Annotated in this window: 17 protein-coding genes; 4 read left to right on the plus strand and 13 right to left on the minus strand. The window is 68.3% G+C overall.

What is annotated here, in order from left to right; genetic code table 11:
* Positions 1 to 52: 52 nt before the first annotated feature.
* The 12 genes from ACFPOU_RS08580 to ACFPOU_RS08635 form a co-directional block, all read right to left on the minus strand.
* Positions 53 to 2,758 carry a bifunctional diguanylate cyclase/phosphodiesterase gene (locus ACFPOU_RS08580; protein WP_379719490.1) on the minus strand — a complete coding sequence of 902 codons (2,706 nt, stop codon included), beginning with the start codon at positions 2,756 to 2,758 and terminating at the stop codon, positions 53 to 55.
* A gap of 10 nt (positions 2,759 to 2,768) precedes the next feature.
* Positions 2,769 to 3,200, minus strand: coding sequence for a phosphate ABC transporter substrate-binding protein (locus ACFPOU_RS08585; RefSeq protein WP_379719492.1), 432 nt, complete (start codon positions 3,198 to 3,200; stop codon positions 2,769 to 2,771).
* 11 nt (positions 3,201 to 3,211) lie between these two features.
* Positions 3,212 to 4,462 carry a hypothetical protein gene (locus tag ACFPOU_RS08590; RefSeq protein ID WP_379719494.1) on the minus strand — a complete coding sequence of 417 codons (1,251 nt, stop codon included), beginning with the start codon at positions 4,460 to 4,462 and terminating at the stop codon, positions 3,212 to 3,214.
* 245 nt (positions 4,463 to 4,707) lie between these two features.
* Complete coding sequence (arsH, locus tag ACFPOU_RS08595; protein ID WP_379719496.1) at positions 4,708 to 5,424, minus strand: arsenical resistance protein ArsH; 717 nt, start codon at positions 5,422 to 5,424, stop codon at positions 4,708 to 4,710.
* Complete coding sequence (locus ACFPOU_RS08600; RefSeq protein ID WP_379719498.1) at positions 5,421 to 6,164, minus strand: aquaporin; 744 nt, start codon at positions 6,162 to 6,164, stop codon at positions 5,421 to 5,423. Before ACFPOU_RS08600 ends, arsH begins: the two co-directional genes overlap by 4 nt.
* A 24-nt stretch (positions 6,165 to 6,188) precedes the next feature.
* A complete protein-coding gene (locus ACFPOU_RS08605) occupies positions 6,189 to 6,689 on the minus strand; it encodes an arsenate reductase ArsC (protein ID WP_379719500.1) in 501 nt (166 codons plus the stop codon).
* Positions 6,686 to 7,051: an ArsR/SmtB family transcription factor gene (locus tag ACFPOU_RS08610; protein WP_379719502.1), complete on the minus strand. Its 366-nt coding sequence runs from the start codon at positions 7,049 to 7,051 to the stop codon at positions 6,686 to 6,688. Before ACFPOU_RS08610 ends, ACFPOU_RS08605 begins: the two co-directional genes overlap by 4 nt.
* A 184-nt stretch (positions 7,052 to 7,235) precedes the next feature.
* On the minus strand, positions 7,236 to 7,754 hold the full coding sequence (locus ACFPOU_RS08615) for a YgjP-like metallopeptidase domain-containing protein (protein ID WP_379719504.1): 519 nt from the start codon (positions 7,752 to 7,754) through the stop codon (positions 7,236 to 7,238).
* A gap of 104 nt (positions 7,755 to 7,858) precedes the next feature.
* Complete coding sequence (locus ACFPOU_RS08620) at positions 7,859 to 8,221, minus strand: KGG domain-containing protein (RefSeq protein WP_379719506.1); 363 nt, start codon at positions 8,219 to 8,221, stop codon at positions 7,859 to 7,861.
* Between the two features lie 133 nt (positions 8,222 to 8,354).
* Positions 8,355 to 8,906, minus strand: a complete 552-nt coding sequence (locus ACFPOU_RS08625; protein ID WP_379719508.1) for a hemerythrin domain-containing protein — start codon at positions 8,904 to 8,906, stop codon at positions 8,355 to 8,357.
* 23 nt (positions 8,907 to 8,929) lie between these two features.
* Positions 8,930 to 9,307, minus strand: coding sequence for a hypothetical protein (locus ACFPOU_RS08630; protein WP_379719510.1), 378 nt, complete (start codon positions 9,305 to 9,307; stop codon positions 8,930 to 8,932).
* A 103-nt stretch (positions 9,308 to 9,410) separates the two neighbouring features.
* Positions 9,411 to 10,436 (minus strand): NADP-dependent oxidoreductase, encoded by a 1,026-nt coding sequence (locus tag ACFPOU_RS08635; RefSeq protein ID WP_379719512.1) that lies wholly within the window; start codon positions 10,434 to 10,436, stop codon positions 9,411 to 9,413.
* A gap of 153 nt (positions 10,437 to 10,589) precedes the next feature.
* Here ACFPOU_RS08635 and purU point away from each other — a divergent pair, with 153 nt between their 5' ends.
* From purU to ACFPOU_RS08650, 3 genes are read left to right on the plus strand one after another with little or no spacing between them, the layout of a single operon-like run.
* A complete protein-coding gene (gene purU / locus ACFPOU_RS08640) occupies positions 10,590 to 11,459 on the plus strand; it encodes a formyltetrahydrofolate deformylase (protein WP_379719514.1) in 870 nt (289 codons plus the stop codon).
* Between the two features lie 17 nt (positions 11,460 to 11,476).
* On the plus strand, positions 11,477 to 12,022 hold the full coding sequence (locus ACFPOU_RS08645) for a YaeQ family protein (RefSeq protein ID WP_379719516.1): 546 nt from the start codon (positions 11,477 to 11,479) through the stop codon (positions 12,020 to 12,022).
* Positions 12,023 to 12,049: 27 nt separating this feature from the next.
* On the plus strand, positions 12,050 to 12,514 hold the full coding sequence (locus tag ACFPOU_RS08650) for a copper chaperone PCu(A)C (RefSeq protein ID WP_379719518.1): 465 nt from the start codon (positions 12,050 to 12,052) through the stop codon (positions 12,512 to 12,514).
* A 58-nt stretch (positions 12,515 to 12,572) separates the two neighbouring features.
* Here ACFPOU_RS08650 and ACFPOU_RS08655 read toward each other — a convergent pair whose 3' ends face one another.
* Positions 12,573 to 13,349 carry a head GIN domain-containing protein gene (locus tag ACFPOU_RS08655; RefSeq protein ID WP_379719520.1) on the minus strand — a complete coding sequence of 259 codons (777 nt, stop codon included), beginning with the start codon at positions 13,347 to 13,349 and terminating at the stop codon, positions 12,573 to 12,575.
* A gap of 273 nt (positions 13,350 to 13,622) precedes the next feature.
* On the opposite strand from ACFPOU_RS08655, the gene ACFPOU_RS08660 reads away from it, so the two are divergent.
* The gene (locus tag ACFPOU_RS08660; RefSeq protein WP_379719522.1) at positions 13,623 to 14,096 is read left to right on the plus strand and encodes a DMT family transporter; all 474 of its coding nucleotides are present in this window, start codon (positions 13,623 to 13,625) and stop codon (positions 14,094 to 14,096) included.
* Positions 14,097 to 14,123: the final 27 nt, after the last annotated feature.

Consider the following 14,123-nt stretch of genomic DNA (forward strand, 5'->3'; position numbering starts at 1 on the left):
TCGTCGGGGCCGGCGGCCGCGACGGCCGATTCCCCGGGCGCCCGGTGCCCGCCTACGCGGTGGCCAGCTCCAGCTCGAGCGCATACGCCTCGAGCATGTCGACGATCGCGTCCGCCCCCACCGGCCGGCTGAACAAGTACCCCTGCATCTCGTCGCACTCGTTCTCGCGCAGGAAGGCCCGCTGCTGCTCGGTTTCGACGCCCTCGGCGATGACACGCAGGTTCAGCTTGTGGCCAAGCGAAATGACGGCCATCGCGATGGCCTGGTCGTCCGGATTGTCCGCCAGTTCGCTCACGAAGCTCTTGTCGATCTTGAGGCGGCTGATCGGGAAGGTCTTGAGCGACGACAGACTCGAATAACCGGTGCCGAAGTCGTCGATCGAGAGCGATACGCCCATCGCTTCCAGTTCGCGCATCCTGGCGACCGATTTCTGCATGTCGCGCATGATCAGGCTTTCCGTCACTTCCAGTTCCAGCAGCTCGGGCGCCAGGCGCGTGTCGCGCAGGGCCGTTGCGATGCGCTCGACCAGGCGCGCTTCCTCGAACTGGCGCGCCGAGACGTTGACCGACATCGTCACCGGCGGCAGGCCGGCGTCGACCCAGGCGCGCGCCTGGCGGCAGGCTTCGCGCACCACCCACTCGCCGATCTCGACGATCAGGCCGCTCTCTTCGGCCAGGCCGATGAAACGCTGGGGCGGCACCATGCCGTGTTCCGGATGCTGCCAGCGGATCAGGGCCTCGACGCCGAACAGGCGTCCGGTGCGCAGGTCGACCTTCGGCTGGTAGAGCAGGCGGAAGCCGTTGTCCGAAGCGCCGTCGAGCGTCGCCTGCACCGCCTGGCGCAAGCCGTCGAGCAGCACCAGCTTTTCCTCGACGCGGGCATTCATTTCGCGCGCGTAGAACTGGAAGTTGTTGCTGCCCATGTCCTTGGCGCGGTACATGGCCGCGTCCGCGTTCATGAGCAGGGCGCTGGCATCCTCGCCGTCGCGCGGGTACATCACCACGCCCATGCTGCAGCTGACCTGCACGGCCTGGCCGGCGACCTCGACCGGCTCGGTCACGGCCAGGCGGATCTTCTCCAGCAGCGGCGCCAGCGCCTGCGGCTCATGGCCCTGGTCGGGCAGCAGGATCACGAATTCGTCGCCGCCGAAGCGCGCCAGCGTGTCGTTGCGGCGCAGGCAGGCGCCCATGCGCTGGCCGACCACCTTGAGCAGTTCGTCGCCGGCCTTGTGGCCCAGGCCGTCGTTGACCAGCTTGAAACCATCCAGGTCGACGAAGGCCAGCGCGACGGCATTGCCGTGGCGGGCGGCGTTGAGGATGGCCTGCTCGATGCGGTCGTGCATCAGGTTACGGTTGGGCAGGCCGGTCAGTTCGTCGTGGTGTGCCAGGTGGAAGATGCGTGCCTCGACCTGCTTGCGCTCGCTGATGTCGCGCACGATCGCGACCACGCCGTCCTCGACCGCCACTACCTGGCGGTGCAGCCAGCGCCCGGCGGCCTGGCGCGCGCTGCCCTGCCATTCGCCTTCGCGCGGCTCGCCGTCGCGCGCCACCAGTGCCAGGTCGTCGAAGATGCCGTTGACGCGGTAGTGCGGCAGCATGTCGCACAGGAGCATGCCCTCCATCTGCGCGCGCGGCAGACCCATGATGCCTTCGGCGCGTGAATTGGTCGCCTCGATCAGGAAGTCGAGTACGCCGCCGTCCGCGCCGCGCACGGTGCGCAGCACGAAGAAGGCGTCCAGGCTGCCCTCGAAGGCGGCGGCGTAGGTTTCCTTGGCGCGGCGCGCGCGGCGGCGCGCCTTGGCCAGTTGCCAGGTCCAGCCCGAAATGACCGTCACCACCAGCATCAGCAGGGCGCTGGCGACGCCGGCCGCGGCCAGGTAGGTCCGGCGTCGTTCGTTGAAGGGCGCGAACTGCTCTTCCTGCGACAGGCCGACCACGATCGCCAGCGGAAAACCGTGCAGGCGCTGCACGCGCGTGTAGCGCGCCACGCCGTCCGGTCCCTTGTGCAGGGTGAGGCCGGCGCCGCCGGCCGCGCCCAGTCCGATGCGCTGGCCCCAGCTCACGCTGTCGCCGATGCGCAGCGCCCGCATCTGGCCGTCGAGGCCGGCCAGGCCCAGCATGCCTTGCTCGCCGTCGCGCGAGCGTTCGTAGGCGCTGGTGAAGTAGGAGGGGTCGGCTTCGACGATGACCACCCCGGCGAAGGCGCCCGCGGCATCGTTGATGCGGCGCGTGAAGTGCAGGTGCGGTTCGGGCTTGACGCGGTCGCCGACGGTGGCGCCGACGAAAGGCAGGCCGAGATTGTTATTCCGGTGGTACAGGAAGTAGCCGGTGCCGGAGATGTCGTGCGCGCCCTCGGCCGGATTGCTGGCGACGATGCGGCCTTCGCGGTCGGCGATCGCCACCACGAACACCAGGCCCGGGGGCAGCAGGCCCTGTTCGCGCAGCGCGGGCAGGGCGCCGGCCGCTCCCTTCAGTTCGACCGCGTACTTGAGCACCTTCAGGCTCTGGTCGATGCCGTTCAGGCTGCGCGCCATCTGCGCTTCGTAGGTTTCGACGCGTTCGAGCGTGGCCGCCTGCACGGCGCCGGCGGCCGCGATGCGGTCGGCGTCGATCACGCGCAAGGTCAGCACCCACAGGCCGATCAGGAGCAGGCCGGCGAACAGCGGCAGCGAGATGTGGGTGTCGAGGCCGCCCCCGAGCCAGCGCTTGATGCGCGCCCGGCGCGACGGCAGGGCGGAAGAAGGAGGAAATGGGCTCATGCGCATCCTTTCATTGCACCAGCAGCACCGCGCGCACGCTCGGGTCGAGCGCCTCGCGCTCGATGTAGCCGATCAGGGCCGGGTCATCGGCGACCGCCTTGCGCACGGCGGCGCTGCCGGCCAGCTCGCGCGGGGGCTGGGCGCGACCGGTGAAGATCATCTTCGACCAGTGGGCCTTGAGCAGGGCCGGCGTCTTGCCGGTGACGCGCCGGTAGAACTGGTCGCGCTCGGGCGAGCCGATCGGCTGGTCGAGCGCGCCCGCCACGGCGCCGTTCGGAAAGCGCGCCGACTGGCCCAGGAAAATCGCGGCCACCTGTTCGGGGCGCAGCGCCTCGATCCGGCTGCGCGCCGAGACGACCACCACCAGCTCGCCGGCCTGGGCCAGCGTGGCGGACAACGCAAGGAGAATGGCGGGCAACAGCCGCGTGCCTGGGAAATGCATATCTTGCTCCCTCAGAACACGAAGTCGGCCACGGCGCTGGTCACGCGCACCGTGCGGCCGGAGCGGTAATCCGGTACCGAATTGATGAACATGCCGCGCGAGCCGCTCCTGGTGGTGACGCGCTCGTGCTGGAGCTTGAGCGCGAGGTTCGACGCGGCGTCCCAGCGCAGGCCGGCGCTGAGCGTCGATTGCGAGGGTACGGCGCGCATGATCGCCGCCAGCGTCGCGTTGACGGCGGCGCCGGCCGCCGCGTGCGGCGGCGCCAGCCCGGCCAGCGGCAGCGCGGTGGGCCCGTCGGGACGGCGGCCCCAGACGCGGGCGACGGCGGCATAGGGCGTGAGGTTGCCATGCCGCCAGCCGCCGCTGGCATAGGCCGAGCGCTTGCCGCCGAGGTAGCCGTCGAACTTGCTGCAGCCGGCTTCGCCCATCGCGAACCAGGCTCCCGGATCGTAGTTCAGGCCGATGCTCGCCGTCGTGGCGCGCCTGTCGACGATCTCCAGGCGGCGCGCGATGTCGCGTCCCGCGGGGCCGAAGCCGTCGAGCGCGTCGAACAGTCCGGGGAACAGGCTCATCGACAGGCGCGCCGTGATGACGGAGGCGCGCGCGCTGAAGGCGCCTTGCTCGACGGTGTGCGAGAGCCCGGCGATGCGCCGCCCGCGCAGGCGTGCGCCCCCGCCGAGCGGCATGTCGGTGCGGCCGTACAGCACTTGCGTGGTGCTGCGCATCGCCTCGCCATTCCATCGCCAGCTCAGGTCGACGCCGTCGCTGTTGCCGAGCGGCATGACGCCGTAGACCTCGACCGGCGTGCGCACCCAGGGATAGGCGTAACCGACCTTGCGGTAATCGGCGGCGATGAACATCGGCAGGGCGATGCGTCCGGCGCGCAGGGCCAGCTCGGGGGTCACCTGGTATTTGACATTGGCCCATTCCAGGCGCGGCTGGTAGCTGGCGTCGAGGCGCTGCTCGGTCACCACCTGCACCACAGCCGACCAGTCGGGCGTGAAGAGCAAGTCGAGCTGGCCGCCCAGTTTGGTATCGACGTGGCGGCTCCAGCGGGCCGTGCGGCCGGCGCCGTCGCCCTTGAGGACCGAGGCCACGAAATCGGCCTGGCGCTCGTTGCTGTAGACCGCGCCGACGCTGCCGAAGCCGGACAAGTTCCAGCCCGGCGCGGCCGTCGCGGCGCCCGCGGCGGCGCCCACGGACATGAACATGGCGCCCGCGCAGGCAGGGAGGGACAGGGCGGCGGTGAAGGGAAAACACATGGATCGCTTTCGTTCGGTCTGGCGTGCCGCGGCGGCATCGGCGGCGCACGCACGGCAGGGCTGACCGGGCCGCGATACCGTCCGCATGCAGGCGCACGCTATCGTTCGGACTGTAGCGGCCGGCTTCCCGAAAGTCGATATATTTACTTGTGGAAACAGTCTAAGGCGGCGATATCGTTGTTATGTGGCAACGAAAGTGAGCGCTTTATTAATGAGGCGCACCCCCCTGCGGCTGCGTCCTGCCCTCAGATTTTCTGCAACTGGAGGTCGATCGCCTTTTGCGCGCGTTCGCTGCGTTCGCTGTAGCGGTCGGTGAGGTAATCGGTGCGCCCGCGCGTGAGCAGCGTGAACTTGACCAGCTCTTCCATCACGTCGACCAGCCGGTCGTAATAGGCCGACGGGCGCATGCGGCCTGCCTCGTCGAACTCCTTGTAGGCCATCGGCACCGAGGACTGGTTGGGAATCGTGAACATGCGCATCCAGCGCCCCAGCAGGCGCAGCGTGTTGACCACGTTGAACGATTGCGAGCCGCCGCAGACCTGCATCACGGCCAGCGTGCGGCCCTGGCTCGGGCGCAGCGCGCCCTGTTCGAGCGGGATCCAGTCGATCTGGTTCTTCATCACCGCCGTCACGGCGCCGTGGCGCTCGGGGCTGCACCATACCTGTCCTTCGGACCACAGCGACAGGGCGCGCAGCTCGACGACTTTCGGATGGGTCTCGGGCACGCTGCCGGCCATCGGCAGGTCGGTCGGGTCGAAGATGTTCACTTCGGCGCCGAAGTGGGCGAGGATGCGCGCGGCCTCGAAGGTGAGGAAGCGGCTGAACGAGCGCTCGCGCAAGGAGCCGTAGAGCAGCAGGATGCGCGGCGGATGCGACAAGTCGCCCGCCGGCGCCAGCTTGGCCAGGTCGGGGATGTCGAGCAGTTGCTCCTGGATGTTGGGCAGATCGGGAAGAGGCATCATTCGCTCGCTTGGCGTGGATTGGTGAAGTGGGCGGTGTCGGCGAAGTCGCCCGGCGCGACCGTGCCGCCGACGGTGGCCGCCGCCGGCGGCGCCGGATACAGCCAGCAGAACAGCAGGGTCGCCACCGCGGCGCCGGCCAGCTGGGCCAGGATGAATCCCGGCGCGTCCGCCGGCCGGATACCGGCGAAGGTATCGCTGGCGCTGCGTGCCAGGGTCACGGCCGGGTTGGCGAACGAGGTCGAGGCGGTGAACCAGTAGGCCGCCGTGATGTAGGCGGCCACCGCGAAGGGCGTGATGGCGGGCCGGCTGCGCGAGCAGCCGATGATGACGCCGACCAGGCCGAAGGTCGCCACGAATTCGCTCCACCACTGCGACGGGCCGGTGCGGACGTGACCGGATGCTGAGAACAGCGCTTCGTCGAACATGCCGTGCGCCGCGGCCACGCCGGCGAAGGCGCCCGCCACCTGCACCGCGATATAGGGGAGCACTTCGCGCGCCGGGACATTCTTCTGCCAGGCTTCCGACAGCGTCACCGCCGGATTGAAGTGCGCGCCCGAGATGGTGCCGAACATCAGGATCAAGGCCGCCAGTCCGGCGCCGGTCGCCACCGTATTGGCCAGCAGCGCGATCGCCGCGTTGCCGCCGGCCAGGCGCTCGGCCATGATGCCCGAGCCGACCACGGTCGCCAGCAACAGCGCGCTGCCGAGCCCCTCGGCCACCAGGCGCCGGGCCAGCGTCATGGCCGTGCCCCGCGCAGCTTGGAATCACTCATGGCGTTCTCCGGTCCAGGCTTGCAGGGTGCCGATGCGGTCGAGCTCCGCCTTGAAGCGGGCGCGGTCGTCCTGGAGCTCGGCGAGTGGCAGCGCCAGGAAGGCCCGGGTGCGCGCCAGGATGATGGCGTGGGTGCGCGCGAAGGCGGCCTCGATGTCCTCGGCGCTGCCGGCGACGTGGCTCGGGTCTTCCAGGCCCCAGTGCGTGCGCAGTACCGGTCCCAGGTAGGTCGGGCAGGTTTCGCCGGCCGCGCTGGCGCAGACGGTGACGACGATGTCCGGTGTGACCGGCAGGTCGTCCCAGGATTTGCTGGAATAGCCTGCGGTCGAGATGCCTTCGCGGTGCAGGAGCGCGACCGCGCGCGGATGCAGCGCGCCGGCCGGCTGGCTCCCGGCGCTGATCGCATGCATGCCTTGCGGGGCAAGGTGGTTGAAGACGCCTTCGCTGAGGATGGAGCGGCAGGAGTTGCCGGTGCAGAGAAAAAGGATGTTCATGGCGATATGCGCGATGGTGGAGTGGGTCGGTCGACAGGCTGTTGCGGGGCGCAGGCGCTGGGCGCGGGTCCGCAGGGAACGCCGCCGCAGCAGTTCTCGGTCAGGAAGCCGACCAGGCCGTTCATCGCCTCGACCCTGGCCGAATAGATGACGAAGCGGCCGTCCTGCCTGGCCGCGAGCAGTCCGGCGTGCGTGAGCTCCTTCAGGTGGAACGAGAGCGAGGAGGGCGCGATGTCGAGATGCGCGGCGATCCTGGTGGCGGCGAGCCCGGACGGGCCGGCCTGGACCAGCAGGCGAAAGACCGCGAGCCGGCTGTCCTGCGCCAGGGCTGCCAGCGCCGCCAGTGCCGCCTTGGTGTCCATGCAAGCCTCCGTCGGGGTGAATGGCCGGATTATACGGGAACGCTACGACACTTCAAATACTATCGAATCATTGTGACAGCGTCGTGACGAGCGCGCCGGCCTGTTCGCCTGCCGACTTGTCATCGTGCGATGCCATCGTTGCGCGATAGCGCTCGTCGCGACACGCGCCCTGCCGCCGCCGAGGTCAGCCGCCTTCGGCCCAGAGCCGTTGCCCGCCGTGTTCCATATGGGTGAGATACAGGCGCAGGTCGAGCTCGAACTGGTGGTACTGGGGCTCCATCGAGCAGCACAGTTTATAAAACGCCTTGTCGTGCTGCTTTTCCCTCAGGTGCGCCAGCTCGTGCACGGCGATCATGCGCAGGAATGCGAGCGGGGCGTCGCGGAACACGCTGGCGATGCGGATTTCGTGCTTGGCCTTCAGGCGCCCCCCCTGTACGCGCGAGATGGCCGTGTGCAGGCCGAGGGCGTGCTGCACCACGTGGATCTTGCTGTCGTAGGCGACCTTCGAGACCGGCTCGGCATTGCGCAGATGGTCCATCTTCAGGTCCTGTACGTAGTCGTACAGGGCGCGGTCGGAGCGCAGGCCGTGCGGGTCGGGGTAGCGCGAGCGCAGCAGGGCGCCGAGTCGGCCTTCGCCGAGCAGCGTGGCGGCTTGCCGGCGCAACTGGTCCGGATAGGCGGTGAGGTAGCGCAGTTCGGTCATGGGGCGCCGACTATACCACGGCGCTGCCACGGCGCTGCCATGGCGCCGCCGGCACCGTTGCGCCGCAAGCGCCGCGCCGCCTCGACGGCGGCGCGGCGGGTCCATCATCCCTCCTTGCCTCCCTGGCGATTGCCGCCCTTCGATGCGGCGGCGGCGGCCGCGGCCCGGCTGGCCGACTGCCGGCTCTCGCCCCCCTTGCGGCCGATGTCGGCCATGTGCGCACGGTTGCGGCTGACTGCCTCCCCGCCTTTTTGCCCGGCCCGGCGCGCTTCCTCGGAATCGAATTCGTGCGCCGTGCCTTTCTGGTGGGCGGCCTGGCCGCCCTTGCTGGCGATTTCACGCTGCTGATTCTGGTCCATCGCCGCGAAACCGCGCTTGGCCGGACCGCTGCCGCTGCCACCACCGCTCTTTTGCGCGCTGCCGCCGGAGCTGCCCGCGCTCTTGCCGCTCTCCTTGCTTGTCGCCATGTCGCTCTCCTGGTTGCCCTGCAGTGAAGTGGAAATGAACGCACATTGCCGCGCTCGTCCGGTTAGAGAGACCGCTACAGTGTTAGTTCCCCTCCCTCGCGCCGCGGTTTCCACAGGCCGGCGCCCCTGCTGGTCAGTCGGGCGCGCGCGGCGGCATGCGCCTGCCGTCGTGCGGCTGGAGCGCGTCGAAGCTGCCCGGCGGCGCGCTCATGTCGTCGTCGAGCTGGGCGCGGCGCAGCGCCAGCCGGTGCCCCAGTTCCACCAGGTCCAGGTTCGACGAGCGCGCCAGCGCGAACATCTCGCCTTCCTCCTGCGCGATGTGGTGCTCGATTTCCTCGAACAGCACCGCCAGCGTGGCGTCGAAATGCTCGTCGCCCGGGTACATGACTTCGAGCTGGCTGATCAGCTCGCGCGCGCCGGCATGTTCGAGCTCGGCGTCGTCGAACAGCGCGTCGTCGCCGAGCGCCGCCCGCAGCGACGGGTAGAAAAGCTCTTCCTCGATCATGGTGTGGACGATGAGCGCGTCGCAGAGGTCGTCGACCAGTTCGGCCATCGTCTCCTCGGCGTCTTCCAGGCCGCGCAGGCGCTCGTAGTGGGCGAACAGCAGGCGCACCTGCTCGTGTTCGGAACGCAGCAGCGCGAGCGCGTCCGCCGCCCCGTCCCGGGCCTTGCCAGTGGATGCCATGACTTCTCCTCGATGTGAATGGATCAGGCGGGGGTGTGGGCCGCGCCCGCGCTTGCGGCATTGCGGGCGGCTTGCCAGCCGCCGTCGTTGGCGTCGCGTGCCAGCGTGGCGCCGCCCGCGGTGAGCACGTTCATGAGCGAACTTTGCCAGCTGCGCCAGTCTTCGGCCGCGGGCGGGATTTCGCGCAGCGCCACCGAACCCATCTGGACAGGGTCGTTGCAGGCGGCCAGCGCGTGCCCGATGCGCAGGGCGTCGTCGACGATCCGGCGCGTCATGTGCATGTTCAGGTCGCTGAGCTGCTTGAGGGTATCGAGCGCGTGGCACGAGACCTGGTTCAGGAAATCGACCTGGGCCTCGTACTGCGCGCGCAGGTCGGGAAAGGAAGGGGAAAAGGCAGGCATGAGATCCTCGACGAAAACAGGTGTTTCAGTAGACGCCGCGAACTCGCGCAAGTTCAAGGAAAGCGCTTGCGCCAGCGATTGGCGCAAGCAGATACCGCTATGCTCAGGCCTCGGCCACCTTCAGCACCAGCTTGCCGAGGTTCTCGCCCTTGAACAGCATCAGCAGCGTGGACGGGAAGGTGTCGAAGCCCTCGACAATGTGTTCGCGGCTCTTGAAACTGCCTTCCTTCATCCAGCCCGCCAGCGTCGCCACACCTTCAGGATAGCGGTCGGCATAGTCCGTTACAAGCATGCCCTCCATGCGCGCGCGGTTTACCAGCAGGGCCAGGTAGTTGGCCGGGCCCTGGACCGGCCCGGTGGCGTTGTATTGCGAAATGGCGCCGCAGATGACGATGCGCGCCTTCATGTTGATACGGGTGAGCACGGCGTCGAGGATGTCGCCGCCGACGTTATCGAAATACACGTCCACGCCCTGCGGGCAATGCTGCTTCAGGCCGGCAAGCACGGGCCCGGCCTTGTAGTCGATGCAGGCGTCGAAACCGAGTTCCTCGACCACGAAGCGGCACTTGTCGGCGCCGCCGGCAATGCCGACCACGCGGCAGCCCAGGTGCTTGGCGACCTGTCCCACCGTCATTCCGACCGCGCCGGCCGCGCCCGATACGACCACCGTCTCGCCGGCCTTGGGCCGGCCGACTTCGGTCAAGCCGAAATAAGCCGTCATGCCCGGCATGCCGAGCGCGTTGAGCCAGGTCGGCAGCGGCGCGAGGCTGGGATCGACTTTCGCCAGCATGGCGCCCTTGTCGTCGGCCGGGCCGGTCCAGTAGCGCTGCACGCCGGTCACGCCCATCACGTGGTCGCCGGCGTCGAATTTCGGCGACGCCGATTCGACCACCACGCCGACGCCGCCGGCGCGCATGACTTCGCCGATGGCGACCGGACGCACGTAGGAGCGGGCATCGTTCATCCAGCCGCGCATGGCCGGGTCGAGCGAAATGTAGAGGATCTTGACGCGCACTTCGCCCTCGCGAAGTGCGGCCAGCGGCGGCGCGGCGCGCTGCCAGTCGCTGTCCCTGGGCATGCCGACGGGGCGTGCGGCCAGCAGGAATTGGTCGTTGGTGGCTTGCGTCATGGGTGTCTCCCTTGGTAGTGGTCAGAGGGTCGACTATACCCAAAAAGGGACGGTCGTGCGTTTTTTCGTTGGCAGTTTTTTCGGCGCCGCTCCAGCTGTTCCGGCAAGCCGTGCGACAATACCGGAGCCCCGCCAACGACATCTGCCGCTACCATGACGCACCCGGAATACATCCTGACCCTGTCCTGCATCGACCAGCGCGGCATCGTGCTGCGCGTTGCGGGCTTCCTGGCCGAGCACGGCTGCAACATCATCGATTCGGCCCAGTTCGGCGACCCGGAGTCGCAGCTGTTCTTCATGCGCGTGCACTTCGCGCTGGAGGATACCGAAGTACTCGACAGCGACCTGCGCGGCGCCTTCGCCACCCTGTGCGAGGCCAACGCCATGCGCGGCCAGCTGCACGATGCGCACGCCAAGCCGCGCGTGCTGATCATGGTCTCGAAGATCGGCCATTGCCTGAACGATTTGCTGTTTCGCTACAAGAGCGGACTGCTGCCGGTCGAGATCTCGGCCATCGTCTCGAACCACATGGACTTCTACCAGCTCGCGGCAAGTTACAATATCCCGTTCCACCACTTGCCGCTGGCAACCGGTGCGCCGGAAGACGCCAAGCTGGCGCAGGAAGCGCGCATCGTCGAGCTGCTGGAGATGCACGCGGTCGACCTGGTGGTGCTGGCGCGCTACATGCAGATCCTGTCGCCGGGCCTGTGCCGGGCCTTGCAGGGCAGGGCGATCAATATTCACCATTCGTTCCTGCCGAGCTTCAAGGGCGCGCGGCCCTATGCGCAAGCCCATGCGCGCGGCGTCAAGCTGATCGGCGCGACCGCCCATTTCGTCACGGGCGAGCTCGACGAAGGACCGATCATCGAGCAGGACGTCGAGCGGGTCGATCACGCGATGACGATCGAGGAACTCACCGCGATCGGGCGCGACGTCGAATGCGTGGTGCTGGCGCGCGCCGTCAAGTGGTTCGTGGAACACCGCATCCTGCAAAACGGCGACCGTACCGTCGTCTTCAAATAATGACTGATAAAGCAGCAATGGCCCTCAAAGCGACGATCTACAAGGCAGACATCCAGATTGCGGACATGGACCGCAACTATTATGCGGAGCACGGGCTGACGATCGCCCGCCATCCATCCGAGACCGACGAGCGCGTGATGATCCGCGTGCTTGCCTACGCGCTGCACGCGAACGAAGCGCTGGCCTTCACCAAGGGCCTGTTCGACACCGACGAGCCCGACCTGTGGCAGAAGGACCTGACCGGCGCCATCGACACCTGGATCGAGGTGGGCCAGCCGGACGAGAAGCGCCTGCTGAAAGCCTGCGGCCGCGCCGAGCGCGTCTACGTGTACTGCTACAGCGCGACCAGCCACATCTGGTGGAAGGGCCTGGCCAACAAGCTCGAGCGTGCGCGCAACCTCACCGTCGTCAACATCCCGGCCGAGACCAGCGCCGCGCTGGAAAAGCTGGCCAAGCGTTCGATGCAGCTGCAGTGCACGATCCAGGACGGCCAGCTGTGGCTGACCGACAGCGTCGACACAGTGCTGGTCGAACGCGAAACCTTCAAGGCCGCTGCCGCCTGATATTCCCCTTTACCTTTCGAGCTGACCATGATCCGATCCTTGTCCGTCCTGCTGGCCACCGGCCTGCTCTCCACCGCCGCCCTGGCCCAGGTGACCGTCACCGACCCCTGGGTGCGCGCCACCGTGCCGAACCAGAAGGCCTCGGGCGCCTTCATGCGCGTGCAGTCCGCGCAAGCCGCGCGCCTGGTGGGCGTGAGTACCCCGGCTGCCGGCCGCGCCGAGCTGCATGAAATGGCGATGGAAAACAACACGATGCGCATGCGCCACGTCGACGGCATCGACCTGCCTGCCGGCAAGCCCGTGAACCTGGCCTCGGGCGGTCACCACGTGATGCTGTTCGACCTGAAGCGCCAGTTGAAGGACGGCGAAACCGTGCCGGTGACGCTGGTGGTGGAAGATGGCGCGAAGAAGCGCAGCAGCGTGACGGTCGAGGCGCAAGTCAGGCCGCTGACCCATGTGGCGCCGCAGGCGCCAGGGGCGCACCAGCACTGATCGGCGCCGGCGCTTCGCCCTCGCGGGATGGACGGAAGACCGGTCCACCCCGCGCTTCTTACTTCGGCGCCGCTCCCAGGCGGCGCACGCTGCCCGATCCGACGGTCGACTTGCTCACCTGCGGGTCGCCGTAATACAGCACGTCCCCCGAACCGGCGATGGTCGCGCTCAATGCGTTGCGCGTCCACACCGTCGCCGCGCCCGAGCCGGCGATCGTCACGCCGGCGCTGTCGGCCCGTACCCGTCCCAGGTCGACGTCGCCCGAGCCGCCGATCGACACCGTCAGCTTGCCGGTCGTGCCGCGCATCGCCTGGAGATCGCCGCTGCCCCCGACCGACACCGCCATCGCCTCGCTTTCGACGCCTTGCAGCTTGATCGTGCCCGAGCCGCCCAGCTCGACGTCGAGCTTGCGCTCGCGCAGCGGTTCGGCATTGATGGTGCCCGGGCCGCCCAGCGCCAGGCGTTCGATCGAACGGGCCTGCACCACGATCCGGATCGACTTCGCAGGCAGGTTCAGGTTGCGCCTGGCCGGGCGGATCTTCAGCGTGCCGTTTTCGACGACGGTCTCGACCAGCGGCAGCAGGTTGTCGTCCGCCTCGATCGTCACGCCTTCGGCAGTGCCGATGCGCAGCTCGACATGGCCCGGCAGCCCCAGCGACAGGCCGTTGAAACCGCCGACCTGGCGTACCTGCTTGACGATGCGTCCGCTGCCTTGCACCTGTTCGCCGCCCCGGTCCCAGGGCGCGGCGCCGGCCTGGGTGGTGGCGGCCAGGCCGGCGGCGATGCAGGCCGCGACCAGGGTGCGGCCGGCGACGGTGGAAAAAGTCTTGTGCATGATGTTGTCCTCACGGTTGTCGATGGTGAGAATGTAAGGCCTTGCCAGCCTTGCCGCGCCCGGTTTGCGACAGACTGCACGGGCATGCGCCCAGGCCGCGTGCCGGCCGCGTCGAGCCGCGTGCGCGGGCCGTCGGGCCACGCCAGATTTGGTGCAATGCGGAAATCCTGGCCGGGCGCGGGGCCGGCGCGTTCACCACGCCAGTGCAGGCCCGGCCCGCTTCCACTACAATCTTGGCCTTTTTGTCGCGGCAACGCGTGTCGAGGATCCATTATGAATGCGGCTTTGTTTGTCCTGGCCATTTGCGTCGGCATTTTCATTTCGGTCCAGGCGGCCGTCAACAGCCAGCTGGCAGGGGCGTTGCATGCGAACTCGCTGGTGGCGGCCCTGATCTCGTTTTCGGTCGGCACCGTGGTGCTGGGCGTGGCCGCCTTTGCCCGGGGCGGCGTGGGCGATTCGCTCGGCCTGCTCGCCCAGCAGCCGCTGTGGAAGCTCAGCGGCGGCCTGCTCGGTGCGGCTTTCGTGTTCGGCACGGTATTCCTGGCTCCGCGCATCGGCCTGTTGAACCTGGTGGTGCTGGTGATTGCCGGCCAGCTCATGATGTCGATGGCCATCGACCATTTCGGCCTGGTGCAGATGGCGGTACGCCAGGTATCGCCCATTCGCCTGGCCGGCGCGCTCGTGGTCGTGGCCGGCGTGGCCTTGACCCTGTTCGGCGACCGGATTGTTGCTGCTTTGGGACGTTGAAGAATTTCTATAAGGCAGCCGCAATTT

Origin of the sequence: Massilia jejuensis (assembly GCF_042656795.1) — a bacterium.
In the GTDB taxonomy this organism is placed as follows: Bacteria; Pseudomonadota; Gammaproteobacteria; order Burkholderiales; family Burkholderiaceae_D; genus Telluria; species Telluria jejuensis.